This is a genomic window from Hallerella porci, from assembly GCF_003148885.1.
GTDB classification, from domain to species: domain Bacteria; phylum Fibrobacterota; class Fibrobacteria; order Fibrobacterales; family Fibrobacteraceae; genus Hallerella; species Hallerella porci.
The window spans coordinates 43,156-59,712 of record NZ_QGHD01000004.1 but is presented as its reverse complement, the minus strand read 5'-3'; the positions used below and the strand labels follow the sequence as shown (position 1 = coordinate 59,712).

The 16,557-nt window shown below is 41.2% G+C and carries 14 protein-coding genes; 3 read left to right on the top strand and 11 right to left on the bottom strand.

What is annotated here, in order from left to right; all coding sequences use genetic code 11:
* Positions 1–38: 38 nt before the first annotated feature.
* Entirely contained in the window at positions 39–2,384 is a 2,346-nt protein-coding gene (locus B0H50_RS03370; protein ID WP_106197842.1) for a Tex family protein, read from the top strand.
* A 270-nt stretch (positions 2,385–2,654) separates the two neighbouring features.
* Here the strand turns inward: B0H50_RS03370 and B0H50_RS03365 are convergent, their stop codons facing one another.
* From B0H50_RS03365 to hsdR, 11 genes are all read right to left on the bottom strand, one after another.
* Positions 2,655–3,041, bottom strand: a complete 387-nt coding sequence (locus B0H50_RS03365) for a four helix bundle protein (protein WP_106197841.1) — start codon at positions 3,039–3,041, stop codon at positions 2,655–2,657.
* Between the two features lie 16 nt (positions 3,042–3,057).
* Positions 3,058–3,273 (bottom strand): hypothetical protein, encoded by a 216-nt coding sequence (locus tag B0H50_RS03360; RefSeq protein ID WP_109587246.1) that lies wholly within the window; start codon positions 3,271–3,273, stop codon positions 3,058–3,060.
* A gap of 765 nt (positions 3,274–4,038) precedes the next feature.
* Positions 4,039–4,791, bottom strand: coding sequence for a restriction endonuclease subunit S (locus tag B0H50_RS03355; RefSeq protein WP_106197840.1), 753 nt, complete (start codon positions 4,789–4,791; stop codon positions 4,039–4,041).
* A gap of 15 nt (positions 4,792–4,806) precedes the next feature.
* Positions 4,807–5,865, bottom strand: a complete 1,059-nt coding sequence (locus B0H50_RS03350; RefSeq protein WP_106197931.1) for a PDDEXK nuclease domain-containing protein — start codon at positions 5,863–5,865, stop codon at positions 4,807–4,809.
* A gap of 99 nt (positions 5,866–5,964) precedes the next feature.
* Entirely contained in the window at positions 5,965–6,384 is a 420-nt protein-coding gene (locus tag B0H50_RS03345) for a winged helix-turn-helix transcriptional regulator (protein WP_109587245.1), read from the bottom strand.
* On the bottom strand, positions 6,381–7,580 hold the full coding sequence (locus B0H50_RS03340; RefSeq protein WP_199191853.1) for a PDDEXK nuclease domain-containing protein: 1,200 nt from the start codon (positions 7,578–7,580) through the stop codon (positions 6,381–6,383). Before B0H50_RS03340 ends, B0H50_RS03345 begins: the two co-directional genes overlap by 4 nt.
* Before the next feature lie 15 nt (positions 7,581–7,595).
* The gene (locus B0H50_RS03335; RefSeq protein ID WP_106197837.1) at positions 7,596–9,044 is read right to left on the bottom strand and encodes a type I restriction-modification system subunit M; all 1,449 of its coding nucleotides are present in this window, start codon (positions 9,042–9,044) and stop codon (positions 7,596–7,598) included.
* A gap of 8 nt (positions 9,045–9,052) precedes the next feature.
* Positions 9,053–9,469 carry a hypothetical protein gene (locus tag B0H50_RS03330; protein WP_106197836.1) on the bottom strand — a complete coding sequence of 139 codons (417 nt, stop codon included), beginning with the start codon at positions 9,467–9,469 and terminating at the stop codon, positions 9,053–9,055.
* Positions 9,470–9,486: 17 nt separating this feature from the next.
* Complete coding sequence (locus B0H50_RS03325) at positions 9,487–9,933, bottom strand: hypothetical protein (protein WP_106197835.1); 447 nt, start codon at positions 9,931–9,933, stop codon at positions 9,487–9,489.
* The gene (locus B0H50_RS03320) at positions 9,918–10,382 is read right to left on the bottom strand and encodes a DUF3990 domain-containing protein (protein WP_106197834.1); all 465 of its coding nucleotides are present in this window, start codon (positions 10,380–10,382) and stop codon (positions 9,918–9,920) included. The genes B0H50_RS03325 and B0H50_RS03320 overlap by 16 nt, the downstream gene beginning before the upstream one ends.
* A 6-nt stretch (positions 10,383–10,388) precedes the next feature.
* A complete protein-coding gene (hsdR, locus tag B0H50_RS03315) occupies positions 10,389–12,797 on the bottom strand; it encodes an EcoAI/FtnUII family type I restriction enzme subunit R (RefSeq protein ID WP_109587270.1) in 2,409 nt (802 codons plus the stop codon).
* Positions 12,798–12,991: 194 nt separating this feature from the next.
* On the opposite strand from hsdR, the gene B0H50_RS03310 reads away from it, so the two are divergent.
* Entirely contained in the window at positions 12,992–13,966 is a 975-nt protein-coding gene (locus B0H50_RS03310; protein WP_106197833.1) for a TAXI family TRAP transporter solute-binding subunit, read from the top strand.
* Between the two features lie 29 nt (positions 13,967–13,995).
* Entirely contained in the window at positions 13,996–16,053 is a 2,058-nt protein-coding gene (locus B0H50_RS03305; RefSeq protein WP_109587244.1) for a TRAP transporter permease, read from the top strand.
* Positions 16,054–16,557: the final 504 nt, after the last annotated feature.

Here is a 16,557-nt window from a genome sequence, read left to right as displayed (position 1 = left end):
AAATTGTCCTAGTACCTAATTATTGAGGAAAAGAATCTATGAATTTTTCGCAAGTGATTTCGGAAGAATTGAAATTGGAAGAATGGCGCGTCGCCAAAGCTCTGGAACTGATGGATCAGGGCGGAACGATTCCGTTCATCGCACGCTACCGCAAAGACCAAACCGGAACATTAAATGAAATTGAACTTCGCGATATTCAGCACCGCCGCGAATATTTGCAAGAAATTGAAGAACGCAAGACGACGATTTTGAAGAGCATCGAAGAACAGGGAAAACTCACTCCCGAATTGAAATCGCAAATCGAATCTTGCAAAGACAAAACTCTTCTCGAAGACCTTTACGCACCGTATAAGCCGAAAAAACGGACGCGTGCAACGATTGCAAAAGAATGCGGCTTAGAACCTCTCGCCCGCATCATCATGGCGCAAGAAGAAACGACGAACACCGCCGAAGAAATCGGACGCATTTATCTTTCCGAAGAAAACGGCATCGGCGATCCGAAGGCTGCAATCAATGGCGCTTGCGATATCCTCGCCGAAGAAATTGCGGATAACGCAGCGTTCCGTCAATACTTGCGCGCAAAAATTGAAAAGCAAGGTTTGATGACTTCGAAAGTTCGCAAAGAATTTGAAAAGCAAGAAACGAAATTCAAAAATTACTACGACTTCTCGGAACCGGTTTCGAAAATTCCGAGCCACCGGATGCTCGCCCTTCGCCGCGGCGAAAAAGAAAAAGTTCTCCGCTTGGGAATCGAAATGCCCGACGAAGAATTTGTTTCGTATTTGCAGAATCAAGTCATCGTCCGCGATAGCATTTGGAAACCGTATTTGGAAGAAATGTGCAAAGACGCTTGGGATCGTTTGCTTAAGACGAGCCTCGAAAGCGAAGTGCGTTTGATTCTCAAAGACAGAGCCGAAGAAGAAGCTTTCAAAGTGTTCAGCAAGAATTTGCAAGATGTTTTGCTTGCGCCTCCGGCTGGTCACAAGGCAGTTCTCGCTCTCGATCCGGGCTTCCGCACCGGTTGTAAAGTCGCCGTTCTCGATAAGAATGGAAAGTTCATCGATCACGGTGTCATCTTCCCGCATGAACCGCAAAAGCGCGTCGCGGAATCGGGCGATTACATTGCCGCACTCGTCGAAAAATACGACATCGATTTAATCGCCATCGGAAACGGCACCGCTAGCCGCGAAACCGATGCCTTCGTCGCAGACATTGCGCATAAATTCAAAGGCAAAAAGCCGGCTCGCGTCATCGTCTCGGAAGCAGGCGCTTCGGTCTATTCCGCAAGTCCGCTCGCGATTCAAGAATTCCCGAACGAAGATGTGACAACGCGCGGTGCGATTTCTATCGGTCGCCGTTTACAAGACCCGCTCGCCGAATTAGTAAAAGTCGATCCGCAGTCGATTGGCGTTGGACAATATCAGCACGATGTGAATCAGCGCGAACTCAAAAAGCGTTTGGACGAAGTCGTCGAAAGCTGCGTGAACATGGTCGGCGTCGATCTCAACAGCGCAAGTGCTCCGCTTTTGACTCATGTCGCAGGCGTCTCTTCGACCCTCGCCGAAAACGTGGTGAAGTACCGCGAAGAAAATGGCGCATTCAAATCGCGTCAAGAAGTTCTGAAGGTCAAAGGCTTTGGCCCGAAGGCATTCGAACAATCCGCAGGCTTCCTCCGCATTCCGGGTGCAGAAAATCCGCTCGATTGCAGCGCAGTTCACCCCGAAAACTATGAACTCGTCGAAAAGATGGCAGCCAAGGCCGGCGTCCCTGTCAAGGATCTCGTGGGAAACGCAAGCGCCATCAAGACGCTTTCGCCAGAAGAATTCCTCTCGGATACGGTGGGACAGCACACATTGGAAGATATCTTCGCCGAATTGGAAAAGCCGAGCCGTGACCCGCGTAAAGAATTCCGCTATGCGAAATTCAACGACAGCATTAAGGACATCAACGACCTCGTCACCGGAAGCTGGATGGAAGGCGTGGTGACGAACGTCGCCAACTTCGGTGCATTTGTCGATATCGGCGTTCACCAAGATGGTTTGGTGCACGTTTCGGAAATCAGCGACAAATTCGTAGAAGACGCAAAAACGGTTCTGACCGTGGGCGATGTGGTGAAAGTCCGCGTGCTCGGTGTCGATGCAGGACAAAAGCGCATTAGCCTTTCGATGAAGCAAGAACAGACCGACGGTGTTGCCGGTGCCGGACGCGCTCCGCGCGGCAATTCTCGCGGCGGTCGCCCGCAGCGTCACGAAGGCATTCGCCCGCATGCAACCATCGCCGATTTGAAGGCGCGCCTCGGTGGCGGAAACGCAAACCAAGCGAAGAGCGCCCAACCGCAAAACAAACTTTCTTCGATGATTAAAAAATTCAAGAAAGGACTTTAAGAAAAAAGCCGCTCATTGAGCGGCTTTTTTAGGAGAAGTAGAAAGAAAGCCGCCCTTTCGGGCGGCTTTCTGCGTTTAGTGTTGGAGTTTATTCCAGGGGAGAAATTTCGGCGGGGGATTCCGTTTTCGATTTCCTTTTGTTCACCACATTTTGTTTAAATTGCGCAATTTGCGTATTTATAAAAGCGTAAGCCAATGCATAATTAAAAATTAACAATGCACAATTATTTGCAAGATGAGAGTTGCAAAAATATGCTTGCTATAAAATTGTCAATTATCAAGATTTTTCTTAGCCGTTTTGATAATTGATGTTAAAAGTTTTAGGAATTCTTTGCAGTCTGTGTTGATACTTTTGAATTGTGTTTGCGTTAAGTATTGGGTTTTGTATAAAAGTCTAAGCCAGTAAGATGTTTCATTTGCTTCTTTTAACGCAATGCTTAATTTATGAATAAAGTCCAGTTTGCTTTCGCCATGAGTTGCTTCGTGAATATTTGCACCAATACTTGTGCCACAGCGAAGCAGTTGCTTTGAAAGAATAAACTCTTTTTTTTCATCGCATAAAAATTGATATAATCGAACAATTCGCACTGCAAAATTTTCACTTTTTTCAACAATCACATTATCGTTTTTCAATTCAAATCCCCTATAATTGTTCATTATCAATTGTCAATTGTTAATTGAATAAAATTTTATCGGTTGCAAGACTTTTACGCGAAATAGAATAACATTCATCTTCTGCTTTTAAAGCAGAGTCAAAGGCAGAAACTTGCGCTGCACAATTTTTTGAAACTGCTTCGTCGGCAAGAGCACGCGTTGCAATTTCTTTCATAAAAATAAAGTGAGCGGAATTGTTAATCCCTGATACTTTGAATGATTCAATTTGAGCCATAAAGCCTCCATGAGTATTTGAAACTTTCGCCCCATGCGAAAGTGGTAATGAATATAAACTGCAACTTTTTATTTTACTACAAAATATTTGTAAAAATTTGTATTCAAGTCTATATTGTAACCTATAAGTTACACGATTAAATTAGAGGAGAAATTTCCCGGGGGAAATAATTCCGCAAGAAATTAGAGAAGACATTTCCCGGAGGAAATAATTCCGCAAGAAATTAGAGAAGACATTTCCCAGGGGAAATAATTCCGCAAGAAATTAGAGAAGAAATTTCCCGGAGGAAATAATTCCGCAAGAAATTAGAGAAGACATTTCCCAGGGGAAATAATTCCGCAAGAAATTAGAGAAGAAATTTCCCGGAGGAAATAATTCCGCAAGAAATTAGAGAAGACATTTCGCGGGGGAAATAATTCCGCAAGAAATTAGAGAAGACATTTCCCGGGGGAAATAATTCCGCAAGAAATTAGAGAAGACATTTCGCGGGGGAAATAATTCCGCAAGAAATTAGAGAAGACATTTCCCGGAGGAAATAATTCCGCAAGAAATTAGAGAAGAAATTTCCCAGGGGAAATAAGTCCGCAAGAAATTAGAGGAGAAATTTGTCTTCCAGTTTCTGGAAATGACATTTTTTATGAGTAATGAGCGCGCACGGCATAGCCGTGCTCCGCCTTCGGCGAATTATGCACAAGGTTTTAAGAACTTAGAGCGGAGAGCTTTGATCTTAGAAATCTGAAGCTCTCCATTATCAACGGTGAATTATCAACTGTTAATTGTATTAAAGAGTTCCTCAATTTTTTGGACGATGCGCTTTTGCTCCGCTAGCGGGGGGATTCCCCACAATATATTTTTGACTTCTTCAGTATCTACCGTTGGTAAAGCTGTACCTTTGTAATGTTTTCTAAAATCAATTGTTTGAAACATTAGATAAACAAATTCTAAATCCAATTGATTTGAAAAAGAAAAGGCTCCTGTATTTAAATCTATCAATGAGTCCGTTGTTAAAATTCGTTTTTTATTTGTAAAAACCGCACCGCCATTTTTGGGGAAAATAATAGTATTCTTTTTGAACAATTTGCCAGTATAAGAAGAATCTAAATATGCCTCTGTTTTTATCATAAACTTTTGATTTTCAATTCTATTCATATCAGAAACTTTATAGTAAGGAATATTTCCTTCTGCTCTTAAACTCTCTGAACTTGGAGTTTTTCCGCCAGTAAATTCTCCAATTTCCCCGAGTCTTGCCCATGTCCAGTTTCCGGGGATTTCAAAGGGGAGTTCGTCGGTAATGTCTTTTTCTTCTTTGCCGGATTTTTCGAACCAGCGGCCTTCTTTTTTGTAGATGCTGCTTTGAGTTTTGCTTTTTTTGATTTTGCCTTGGGCGATGAGTTTTTGTTTTTCTTTTTGGATTTGGGTAAGCAAGTCGTTTGCGTTTCCTTCGCTTGCGATTTGGTTTACTAGGCGGCCGCTTACGGCAAGTTGTAAAATTGAGTTCTTGAGTTGGGTGTGGGTCATGGGGCGTCCTTGAAATTAGTTCATATTCTTTTGCGGGTGTTGGGCATAAAAGATTTCTTTCTGACGCTCTATTTCTGCTTTTAATTGTTCTTTGGTCGGCAAAAATGTTAGATATTTTGACATAAAAAGGCGGTCGTTATCGTGCAGCACAGAATAGCGGGCTATGTCTTCATCGGTTTCTGAACAAAGCAAAATTCCTAGTGTCGGATTGTCACCTTCTTTGCGCTTCAGGTCATCATACATACGCACATACATATCAATTTGCCCTACATCTTGATGAGTGATTTTCCCCATTTTCAAATCGATTATCACATAGCATTTAAGTTCAATGTTATAAAAAACCAGGTCAATGTAATAATCTTCGGTTTGGGTTACAATGTGCTGCTGGCGGGCAACAAATGCAAAACCTTTGCCCATTTCCATTAAAAAATCGCGGATATGATTAAGAATTGCACTTTCTAAGTCGCTTTCTATACTAGAACTTTCAAGTTTAAATCCTAAAAACTCTGCAACGATAGGATTTTTAATCAGTTCCAAAGGCTGTTTTTTTGTTTGAGCGGTTTTTGCAAGCATTTCATTTATGACTTCATTTTTCTTTGGAGATTGTAAAAGCCTGTAGTAATATTGTGTTGAAATATTTCTATCCAATGTACGCACGCTCCAGTTTTCTGAACAAGCTTCTTTTAAATACCAGAGGCGTGCATTTTCATCTGTTATACGTAAAAGAGTTCTAAAGTGCGACCAATTTAAATTGTGAACACATGTGTTCACAATTTGCTCATCTTCAAAGGCTAAATAAAATTTGCGGAAATATTGCAAATTTCGCTTTGAGTAACTTGGGCCAAATTCCTTAGTAAGTTCAGATGCTAAAAGCTCAATTAAAGCGGTGCCGTATTCTGCTCGGGCATTTCCTTTTTGTTCCTGCAAAACAATGCGTTTGCCCACATTCCAGTAAGTGAGCACAATGGCACGGTTTGTAGCGTTATAGGCTAAATCCCTGCCTGTAAAAATGACGCTTTTAATATCTTCTACAAGCGGTGCGAATTCTGTTAGTTCATTTTTGTTTTCGCTCATTTCATCTCCTAAATTCTTCAAATCGGCCGCTTACGGCGAGTTGTAAAATCGAGTTTTTGAGTTGGGTGTGGGTCATGAGGCGTCCTGTTATAAATTTGTTTATTCGTTAATGATTTTCCAATGTCCGTTTTTATCGGCTCCAATTCGGCAAATAATTTGCTTTTCCTGCAAGGTTTTTAAAGCCCTTGCAACTGTTCGTCTGGAAATATCTGTTACAATAACAATTTCATTCATTGTAACGTGGGGATTTCTTTTTATTTCTTCTAAAACAAGGCGTTCTGATTCTAAAAGATTTACAGTGCCGTTTTTAGTGTCATTTACAGAGCCATTTATTCCGCCATTTGCATTTACAGTGCCGTTTTGGTCTGCAAAAAGATATGCAAGGATATTAAATTTTCCGTCATCGTCAATTCCAATATAAAGCACACCACCCATTTTGCTGTTCAAAAAAGAAACAGCAGCGCGCTCAAATTTATCGGTTAATATGAGCTTGTATTCTGTGTTCTGGTTTTCTGTCATGGGTTTAAGTTTCTTGGGGTAGATTTTTCTTCTTTTTCATAGAAAGAGCAGAATTCATTCAACATGCGCTGCATTTGTTCCTGTGGAATTAAAATGCGCTTGTATTCGGCAATCATCGTAGGAGACATACTTCGGCTCATGGCATATTCAACAACAACTTTATCTGCACTTGGGCACAATAAAATTCCAATAGATGGATTTTCATTTGAACGTTTTACATCTCGGTCAAGGGCTTCTAAATAAAATTCCAATTGACCTAAATCTCTAGGATTAAATTTTGTCTTTTTAAGTTCGACAGCAACAAGAGCCTGCAAACCTCTGTGATAGAAAAGTAAATCTGCCTTGTAAGTAGATGAACCTACTTGCAAATTATATTCCTGATCCATAAAGATAAAATCTTTACCCAGTTCAAGAATAAATTCTTTCATGTGTTCAAGCAAACCTTTTTTAAGTTTTGATTCGCTGTGCTTTTGCGGCAACCCCAAAAAGTCTACAAACAATGTGTCTTTAAGTAAAAAGTTTGCATTGGGGTATGCTTCAAGCATTCCTTTTGAAAGGGATTTCTTGTCAGAAAGAAGTGATGAATAGGTTTGGTTTTCTATGCAACGGCGTAGTTCTCTTGTGGATAAACGCTCTTTATTCGCATAAAGGATATAAAACAAACGTTCTTCGTATGTTTTGCAGTTGGTTAAAATAATTAAATGGTTTGTAAAGGTTGTAAGAGATAAAATTTTTCCTAATTGTGCAATCAGTGATTGCACAATTTCAGTTGGCTGTATTTGTTCAACATGTTGCTGTATTATTTGATTTTTGCTTGTATTTGATTTATCTTCAATTAAAACACTCTGATTCTGTGCCATTGTTTTGGGCAGATACCTGCAAACTGTTTCGTAAAATGATGGCGAAGAATATTCATCGTAGAACTTTACCATGTTATAAATATGCCGCTTTCCAAAACCTTTTAAGTCAGGCTGCTTTGTGCATATGTATTCTGAAAGTTCCGTTACAACTTTGCTGCCCCAAGCCTTGTTTTTAAGCTTGTTAGAAACATATTCACCCACTGCCCATGCTGTTAAAATCATCTGTTCATTTACAACAGAAGCGGCTTTCTTTTGATGAGTTTGAATAATATTTAATACTTCACCGAATTGAAATTCGTGGTTTTGTATTGGCTTTTTCATTTCTTTTTTACTCATTGTCCCTCCCAACTTTTACATTGCAATCATTTTTTCAATTTTTTCTAGCGTTTTATCCATTTGAGCGTTGAGGCTTTCGCGTTTTTCTTTGAATTGCTGGATTAAATCTTTGGGTTCTAAAATTTCTTCTTCTTCGTGCGGGTAGCCGCAAAGGTCAATGTTTAATCCGCGCTCGGCGAGTTCTTTTACGGTGTAGCATTTGGATTTGTCAAAGCCGTCTTGGGTAATTGCTTTTCGGTTTTTCCACCAGTCTAAAGCGGGGGCGAAATGTTCGAGTTTCATCGGTTTTGTTTTCGAAAAATTCTTGTAGCCTTCGGGCATGTCGAGGCGGTAAAACCAAGTCTTTTTGGTGGGGCCTGTTTTATCGAAGAACAAAATGTTGGTGGTAATGCTTGTGTAGGGCGCAAAGACGCTGTGGGGCAAGCGGATAATCGTGTGCAGGTTAAATTCGTTGAAGAGTTTTTGCTTGATGGAAACTTTGGCGTTGTCGGTGCCGAATAAAAATCCGTCGGGTAAAATGATGGCGCAGCGTCCGTCTTGTTTTAAGCGGTACATGATTAAAGAGACAAACAAGTCGGCGGTTTCGCTCGAGGCTAAATCGTCGGGGAAATTTTGTTTGATGCTTTCTTTTTCGGCGCCGCCGTAGGGCGGGTTCATTAAAATGACGTCGAATTTATCTTTTTCGGTGTAGTCTAAAATGTTTTTGGTGAGCGAATTATCGTGGTAAATGCGCGGCATGTCGATGTTGTGCAAAAGCATGTTGGTGACGCACAGCATGTAAGGGAATTGCTTTTTTTCGATGCCGTAAATGGAATTGTTAAAATCTTCGCGGTCGCTTGCGGTTTTGACTTTTGCATCGAGTTCGTTTAGCCAGCTTGTGATAAAGCCGCCTGTTCCGCAAGCGAAGTCGGCCATCACTTCGCCCACTTTGGGCTTGATGACTTTTGCCATAAAGTCGGTGACGGCACGCGGGGTGTAAAATTCGCCCGAAGAGCCTGCGCTTTGCATTTCTTTTAAAATCGATTCGTAAATTTCTCCAAAGGCGTGGCTTTCTTCGTAGTTTGATAAATCGAGTTCATCGATGACGTTTATAATTTGGCGAAGCAAAACGCCGTCTTTCATGTAGTTATTCGCATCGGTGAATGTCGATTTGACGATTGCCTTTTTCATGGGCGTGTTTGTGTCGACATTTAACTTTTTTAATCCGACAAATAATTTGAGGTTGACAAAGTCCAAAAGTTCGTCGCCGGTTAGGTTTGCATTTTTTGCCCAGTTTCGCCAGCGCAATTTTTCGGGGATAATCGATTCGTAATCGTCGTCTAGTTCCCAGTCGTTTTCTTTTTCGTCGTAGACTTTTAAAAACAACATCCAGGCGATTTGTTCGATGCGTTGAGCGTCGCCGTTAATGCCTGCGTCGTTACGCATGATGTCGCGGATTCGTTTGACAAAATTCGATAAATTCATAAAATTCCTTATTGTTGTAAAGTTTTTTCGACTGCGAGTTTCAAGTCTAAATCATGCAAAGCGGGGTAGGCTTTTTTCAAAAATTCCAAAGGGACTTTCTTTATCACTTCGGCGCTAGGAATGTTTGTATACCACTGGTAATACGCATAAAATTCGCCTATCCAGTCGGGCATAAAACCTTGCATCGATTTTCCATTTTTTAAAGTGTAATGCTCATTTGTCGTAAAATATTCCCAAAGTTCCTTTGCGCTCATCGTGTTTACATACGCCTGCGATTCATCGATGTATTTTCGCGTGTTGCTATTCATGTATGCACAAATAAAATCCTCTGTATCAAAATCTTTGAAATTTTGTGCCACAAAATCAAAAAGATGCCCTTGAGTTTCTACAACTTCATCTAAATAAGCTTCGCTATAGGCTCGCATAAAAACCTCCTTTTTATCTACGCAAGTAATGTTCCTTCTAAATAGGAACAGCGCAAGTAATCGGGGTTGCTGTAATAAAGGCTCGAATTATAGTTGGCAATTTCTTCGCTTAAAAAAGAGGTAAAAACTTCTCGAATCGTTTGAATCAATTTGGTTTCGTCTTTGATGACGTTATAAATCAGCTGTTGGTAGAGTCGTCCAATGGATGTGACAGTTGGAACTTGATATTTGCATGTTGAAATGTTGTCAAAGACTCCATTTGCAATTTTATACTTTTCTATCCATTCATCACAAACTTGTTCAAAAGTTAAGCAGTGATTTATAGGAGCCGCTTTTAATTCATGTGCTAAATCATCATCTGAAATGTATTTAATAACATCGCCTACTTTATTGTGGGTTGCTCGTGCTACAAATTCAATCATTGTGCATACATAAAACACATCATCTTTTATTTCTTTGAGCATAATGATTCTCCTTTTACAAACTTCAGACAATCTAAAGCGCGAATGCTATGAAAACTTATTTGATGCGTAGGGTGTTTAAATTTTGCATATTCAAAAAAAACTTCTTTAGAAATATTACCTTCTAAATAATCGTTTACAAAATTCCAAATGGTATCATCTGCCATTGGACCTTCTACAATATCATAATCGTGTAAAATTCCTTTGCGGCATTTGGCAATAAAGTTTAACCATTCATCATTCATGTCTGAGAATTTCAAAATTTTTAATTCTTGATTTTCTGAATATTCATAAACATTGATAAATGCATTGATAAGCTTTCGTTCTGCCCACCTGCATGCCTGCTCATAATTATTGGTACAATAAAATCCCCATGAGAAATCTTTTGAATATTTCGTCTTTCGAATTTCAGGGAATTCAATTTTACAATCACTTCCATGGTATAAAAGCATAAAAACCTACGCGGCTTCGTAAATTAAATCTTCGAGTTCTTTGACAGCTAAAAGATAACCATCTTTTGAACCGAACAGATTGACGATTGCTTTTTTCGATCCGAATTTTCTAAATGGGTCGTTGTCCAAAATTTTCAAATCTTCAATTTCTGTAATGTTGTAATTTATGTAGCGTTCAAGCAGGGCTTCCAATACTTCGCGGGCCTTGTCGCCGTATTTGCTAAAGAAATCTTTCTTTTTCACATGGTTTGCGCGCTCTTTTCGCGTGAGCGTTTTTTTATTAAATGCGAGGTGGCACATGAAATCGTAAATGTCGATGTCCTGCATATTTTGCTGTTCTTTTAACGCAAATAAATCAATGCCTTTTTCTTTAAACATGTCGATGATTTCTTTTTTGCGCTTTTTGGATTTCCATTCTTTTTCGAAAAAGTTCAGGTTTGCAAATTCATTTAAAATGTTGCGCTTGGTGTAATCGATAATGGTTTCTGTTCTTAATAAACTGCCGTTCGAATCGTAGGTGGCTACTTCTTCGTTTACAACTTGAGCTTTGCATCCGTTTTTATCGACAATCCATTGGTAAGGCTTTGGGTTGTTGCATTCACACGGGAATTTTCCGCACACTTTGCAAGGTTCGTTTTCGTTCTCTTTTGGGCATTCGCACGGATATTTGCCGCATTTCGGGCAGGGTTCATTTGAAAAGTTTTCGTCTTGTTCTGCGGGACCGTCCCACTTGGGGTCTAAAAACATTGAGCGCATGTTGCGCAAATCCATAATAGCAAAAGACAATTTGCCTTCGGCTTCGCGGATGCGCGTGCCGCGGCCGACGATTTGCTTGAATTCCGTCATCGAAGAAATATTTTGGTCAAGCACAATCAACTTTACCATTTTGCAATCGACGCCTGTCGAAAGCAATTTGCTTGTGGTGGCGATGACTGGATACTTTTGAGTCACCGAAATAAATTCTTTGAGTTTTGATTTTCCTTCGGCATCCGAACCGGTAATGCGCACGACATAATCGGAATTGATTTTGCACTGGTCGGCGTTTTCGTTTACAAGTTCTTTTCGCATGCGGTCGGCATGGTCTTCGTTTGCGCAAAAGACAATGGTTTTTGCAAATCTATCGCCCGTGAATTTTAAATAATCCGTAATCGTTTTGGCGACTTCTCTTGTGCGATCTTCGATGACGATGCCGTAATCAAAGTCTTTGTTGTTGTAAATTCTGTCGGGGATTTCGTTTCCGTTTGCGTCTAATTGTCCTTTGCACGGGCGCCAGCCATCGCTTATGTTTAAGCTTAGATTGATAAATTTAAAGGGCGCTAAAAAGCCGTCTTCGATTCCATCGTTTAGGCTGTAAGTGTAAACGGGTTCACCAAAATAGCCGATGTTGGATTGGTACGCAGTTTCTTTGGAAGTTGCCGTCATGCCGAGCTGCGTTGCCTTTGAAAAGTATTCCAAAATTTTTCGCCAGTTGCTGTCGGCTTTGGCAGAACCCCTGTGGCATTCGTCAACGATAATGAAATCAAAAAAGTCGGGCGCAAAAAATTCCTTGTAACGCTCCGAATATTTCTCGTTTTCAATATCGTCGTCCGTTTCCTTGATGCCTAAAAGTTGTTGGTAAAGCGCAAAGTAAACTTGATACGATGAGGCTTTAGAAATGTCCGCTTTGTTTAGTTGGACTTTCCAAATGACTTTTTCGAGCGGCTTAAAATCTTGAACAATCGATTGATCGACTAAGATATTGCGGTCGGCCAAATAAAGAATCTTTTTCTTTAATCCGCTTTTGAGTAAACGATAGACGATTTGAAATGCGGTGTATGTTTTTCCGGTTCCTGTCGCCATAACTAAAAGGGCGCGGTTTTTGCCTTGGGCGATTGCGGCAAGAGTTTTGTTTATGGCGTTTCGCTGGTAATAACGTGGCGAATTGATGCCTTGTCCTGTGCAGTAAGGTTCGTCGATGATTTTTTCTTCGAGTTTTGCTAGGCCTTTTCCGTCATGAATTTCACCTTTGAATCTTTTGCAAAGTTCGTCGTAAGTGGGAAATTCATCCATTTTAAGTTCGCGTTCTTTGCCTGTCAAAAAGTCGTGCTCGACAAAGCCGTGCCCGTTTGAACTGTATGCAAATGGAACTTCGAGCATTTGGGCGTAGGCAATTGCTTGCTGTAAACCGTGAGCGATGCCGTAAGTTTCGTCTTTTGCTTCGACAATTGCGATGGGGTTCCCCGGATTTAAAAACAAAACATAATCGGCGAATTTTGCCTTTTCGCGCTGGGCCTTGTTTCCGCGAATGTTGATTTTGCCATCGGTTAGTTTGAATTCCATCCGAATGGCATTTTTATTCCAACCTTTTGATTCGATTGCAGGCGTAATGAACCTGTTTTTTATGTCTTCTTCGCTGAGTTTATCGTTTGCGGCCATATAAAAACGCTCCCTTTGGATGGAAACAATGATAATATAAATAAAAGCGAGAAAATGAAAGAGAAAATTTAGAAGTTTCAAGGAAGTGCAAGTTCTTTTCCCCAAAATGCGTTTTTCATTTTTAGAGAATTTGTGCGAAATTTTCATTATTATTTCTAATTTTACGGGGAAAATTTTTACAAAAAGGACTCAAAATGGATTTTCTTGGTAAAAGAATTTCGTTATTCTTTTTGCTTGCTTTAGGATTTGTCTTTTCCCTAAGCGGCTGCAAAAGTTACGATGCGCGTATGATGTTTGGAACGGGCGGAACTGCGGGCACTTATTATGCTTACGGCGGAGTTCTTGCGCAGTATATGAGAAATTTTGCGAATGTAAAAGTCACCGCTGTTTCGACGGGCGGCTCTAAAGTGAATGTGCAAAGCATTCAAGATGGCGATTATCAACTTGGATTTGCGCAATCCGATGTGATGACTTATGCGTGGAACGGAACGCGCGCTTTTGAAAAGGACGGTGCGACTCACGATTTTCGAGTGCTCGGTTCTTTGTATGACGAAACGGTGCAACTTTTCACGATGAACAAAGACATTAAAACGGTTCAAGATTTAAAAGGGAAAAAAGTTTCCGTTGGCGCAAGCGGTTCGGGCGTTTACTTTAACGCCATCGATGTTTTAACTGCCGCCGGTTTAACTCTTGACGATATCAAACCGCAATTTCAATCTTTCGGCGATTCAAAGGAAGCGTTAAAAGATGGACGCATTGATGCCGCTTTCATTGTCGCGGGAGCTCCCACTTCGGCGATTACAGAACTTGCGACGACAAACGGCGTTTATTTAATCAATATCGAAGGCGATGTCCGCGCACAAATTATGGAAAAATGTCCGTATTACACGACCAAAGAACTTGCGGCAAATACTTACCCCGGGCAAACGGAACCGATGCAAACGATTGCGGTAAAAGCGGTCTTAATCGTTTCGGCAAATGCAAACGAAGAAACGGTTTACAAATTGACTTCTGCACTTTTTGATCATCGCGAAGAGATTACAAAAGAAAATGCAAAAGGCAAAGAACTTTCGATAGAAAATGCGACTTGCACAAAGTCCGTGCCTTATCACAAAGGTTCTGCAAAATATTACCAAGAACACGGCGTAAACGTCGAAACTCTTGACTAAACTTTGAATTTTAACGATTAGGAATTTTTATGAACGACAACCGCGAAAAACTAGAAGAAGAACTCATTCAGCGCGAACTCAAATTCGAGCAAGAAGAAGAGAAAAAACTCGAACATTACGATAACTTCGTCGATAAAAGCGATAATTCTATTCACGAAGATATCGATGCGGTCATGCGAAAATATGATAAGCAATCGAATGTTCGCATTTGGGTCGGGAAATACAAAGTTGCCATCGAACTCGTTTTAGCATTTTTTGCGATTTGGTGCATTTATGTGACTTTGTTTGCGACCTTCTTAGAAGAAATTCGCTTGACTTGTTTCATGGGCATGATTGTCTTGATGGGATTTATCATTTACCCTGCAAAAAGAGGCGAACAAAAAGTGAATCATATTCCGTGGTATGATTTGCTTTTGATGGTATCGACTTCGAGCGCATTCTTTTACTTTGCTTGGAACGCTTCGGAAATTGTGAATCAAGGAACGCGTTTTGCTGCGCATCAAATTGTCATCGGCATCGTAGGAATCATCGGACTTGTCGAAGTCACAAGAAGATGTGTTGGAAAACCGATTTTATATGTCGCCGGTTTTTTCACTCTTTACGCTTTAATTTATGGGCTCACCAATCCCGATTTCTTTTTGAAGCTTCGCTATTTTGTCCGCAATTTATTTTATACAAAAGAAGGCATTTTTTCGACGCCATTAAACGTGTGCTCGAAATACATTGTCGTGTTCATTATCTTTGGCGCATTCCTCGAAAGAATTGGCATTTCGATTTTTTTCATTGAACTTGCGAATCGCGTGGCGGGGCGCTTTTCCGGTGGCCCTGCGAAAGTTTCTGTGATTTCTTCGGCGCTTTGCGGTATGGTTTCGGGCTCGTCTGTCGGAAACACGGTGACGACGGGTTCTGTGACAATTCCGATGATGAAAAAGACGGGCTACAAAAAAGAATTTGCGGGCGCAGTCGAAGCGGCTTCTTCAACGGGCGGGCAAATTATGCCGCCGATTATGGGAGCTGCTGCGTTTTTAATGGCGGATTTTATCGGCATTCCGTATTCCAATATTGTGGAAATGTCCATTCTGCCGGCGATTTTATATTTCGTAGGAATTTTTATTTGTGTGCATTTAGAAGCGCGTCGTTTAAAGCTTAAAGGAATTCCGAAAGAAGAACTCCCGAAGATGCGCGTTCTTGCGAAAAAACTTTATTTGCTTTTGCCGCTTGTGATGTTAGTCGTTTGGGTTTCTGGAAATTTCATGACCCTTCAAAGGGCTGCCGCCTATGCGATTATTTTGTCCATTATCGTGAGCCTTTTTAACAAAGAAAATCGCATCAATCCGAAGAAATTTTTAGACGCTCTTGTGGCGGGCAGTAAAAGTACGATTACCGTTGGCGCTGCTTGCGGGATGGCAGGAATCATCGCAGGCTCCATTACGATGACAGGCCTTGCTAATGAACTCATTAACGGCATTGTGGGAATCGCCGGAAGTCAGCTGATTGTCGCCCTCGTGCTTACGATGGTTTGCTGCATTGTGCTTGGAATGGGAGTTCCTACAACGGCAAATTATTGCATTATGGCAGCAACGACTGCGCCCATTTTAATTCACATGGGAGTGCCGACGATTGCAGCGCATTTCTTTGTGTTTTACTTTGGAATCATCGCAGACATTACGCCGCCTGTCGCCTTAGCCGCTTACGCCGCCGCAGCCATTGCAAAAGGAAAACCGATGAAAACCGCCTTCAACGCTTCAAAACTTGCAATCGCCGCATTCATTGTTCCTTATATGTTCTGCTTTAACCCGAAAATGCTTTTAATCGATGCTTCGTGGGTAGAAATTGTGCAAATTGCGATTACTTCTTTTGTCGGAGTCTTTGGCATCACCGCCGCTTTACAAGGATATTTCTACGGAAAAATTTCGGCACCGGTCCGCGTGATTTTAGCGGCCGGCGGTTTATTGCTTATTCACCCAGCGATGATTACCGATGGCATTGGCTTAGTCGTTGTGGGATTATGCTCGGGCTATCAAGTGCTCTTAGCAAAAAGGAATAAGAAAAAGCGTTTGATGGAAAATGAAATGGTGAATTCGTGATAAAGAAATGCCCTGTCCGAGGCCTCTTCTAGCATGCCAGCAAATCGAATGGAACTGTCCGAGGCCTCATCTAGTATGCCAGCAAATCGAATGAAGCAGTCCGAGGCCTCATCTAGTATGCCAGCAAATTAAATGGCGCTGTCCGAGGGCTCTTCTAGCATCTCAGCAAATCGAATGGAGCAGTCCGAGGCCTCTTCTAGCTTCCCTGCGATTTTTAGGAACTTCGCACACGCATTTTTCGCAAATTAACCGCATTTAAACTTAGAGGATTCCCCCGCGCGCCTATGGCGCGCCATTTCATTTCTAATTTCTAATTTTCTTTTTGTTCACAACTTATAAACAGTGTAGAAAGAAGTTGCAAAATGGGGTCTGGCAGTGCTGGTTCGCAAAGTGGCGATTTTGATGAAATTGGGGCAGTTTGTGTGACGAAACACAACATGTTGTGGAAAAATCGTCGAACTGCCACAGCCAGTTGAATTTTTTTGCTAATGTTGAGGGCGTACA

Bases quoted from the DNA above. Each gene is read 5' to 3' on its own strand.
- B0H50_RS03320 (WP_106197834.1), bottom strand. From the start codon at position 10,382: ATGCTTTTATACCATGGAAGTGATTGTAAAATTGAATTCCCTGAAATT.
- B0H50_RS03370 (WP_106197842.1), top strand. From the start codon at position 39: ATGAATTTTTCGCAAGTGATTTCGGAAGAATTGAAATTGGAAGAATGG.
- B0H50_RS03305 (WP_109587244.1), top strand. From the start codon at position 13,996: ATGAACGACAACCGCGAAAAACTAGAAGAAGAACTCATTCAGCGCGAA.
- B0H50_RS03360 (WP_109587246.1), bottom strand. From the start codon at position 3,273: ATGGCTCAAATTGAATCATTCAAAGTATCAGGGATTAACAATTCCGCT.
- B0H50_RS03325 (WP_106197835.1), bottom strand. From the start codon at position 9,933: ATGCTCAAAGAAATAAAAGATGATGTGTTTTATGTATGCACAATGATT.
- B0H50_RS03365 (WP_106197841.1), bottom strand. From the start codon at position 3,041: ATGAACAATTATAGGGGATTTGAATTGAAAAACGATAATGTGATTGTT.
- B0H50_RS03335 (WP_106197837.1), bottom strand. From the start codon at position 9,044: ATGAATTTATCGAATTTTGTCAAACGAATCCGCGACATCATGCGTAAC.
- B0H50_RS03350 (WP_106197931.1), bottom strand. From the start codon at position 5,865: ATGAGCGAAAACAAAAATGAACTAACAGAATTCGCACCGCTTGTAGAA.
- B0H50_RS03345 (WP_109587245.1), bottom strand. From the start codon at position 6,384: ATGACAGAAAACCAGAACACAGAATACAAGCTCATATTAACCGATAAA.
- B0H50_RS03340 (WP_199191853.1), bottom strand. From the start codon at position 7,580: ATGAGTAAAAAAGAAATGAAAAAGCCAATACAAAACCACGAATTTCAA.
- hsdR (WP_109587270.1), bottom strand. From the start codon at position 12,797: ATGGCCGCAAACGATAAACTCAGCGAAGAAGACATAAAAAACAGGTTC.
- B0H50_RS03310 (WP_106197833.1), top strand. From the start codon at position 12,992: ATGGATTTTCTTGGTAAAAGAATTTCGTTATTCTTTTTGCTTGCTTTA.
- B0H50_RS03355 (WP_106197840.1), bottom strand. From the start codon at position 4,791: ATGACCCACACCCAACTCAAGAACTCAATTTTACAACTTGCCGTAAGC.
- B0H50_RS03330 (WP_106197836.1), bottom strand. From the start codon at position 9,469: ATGCGAGCCTATAGCGAAGCTTATTTAGATGAAGTTGTAGAAACTCAA.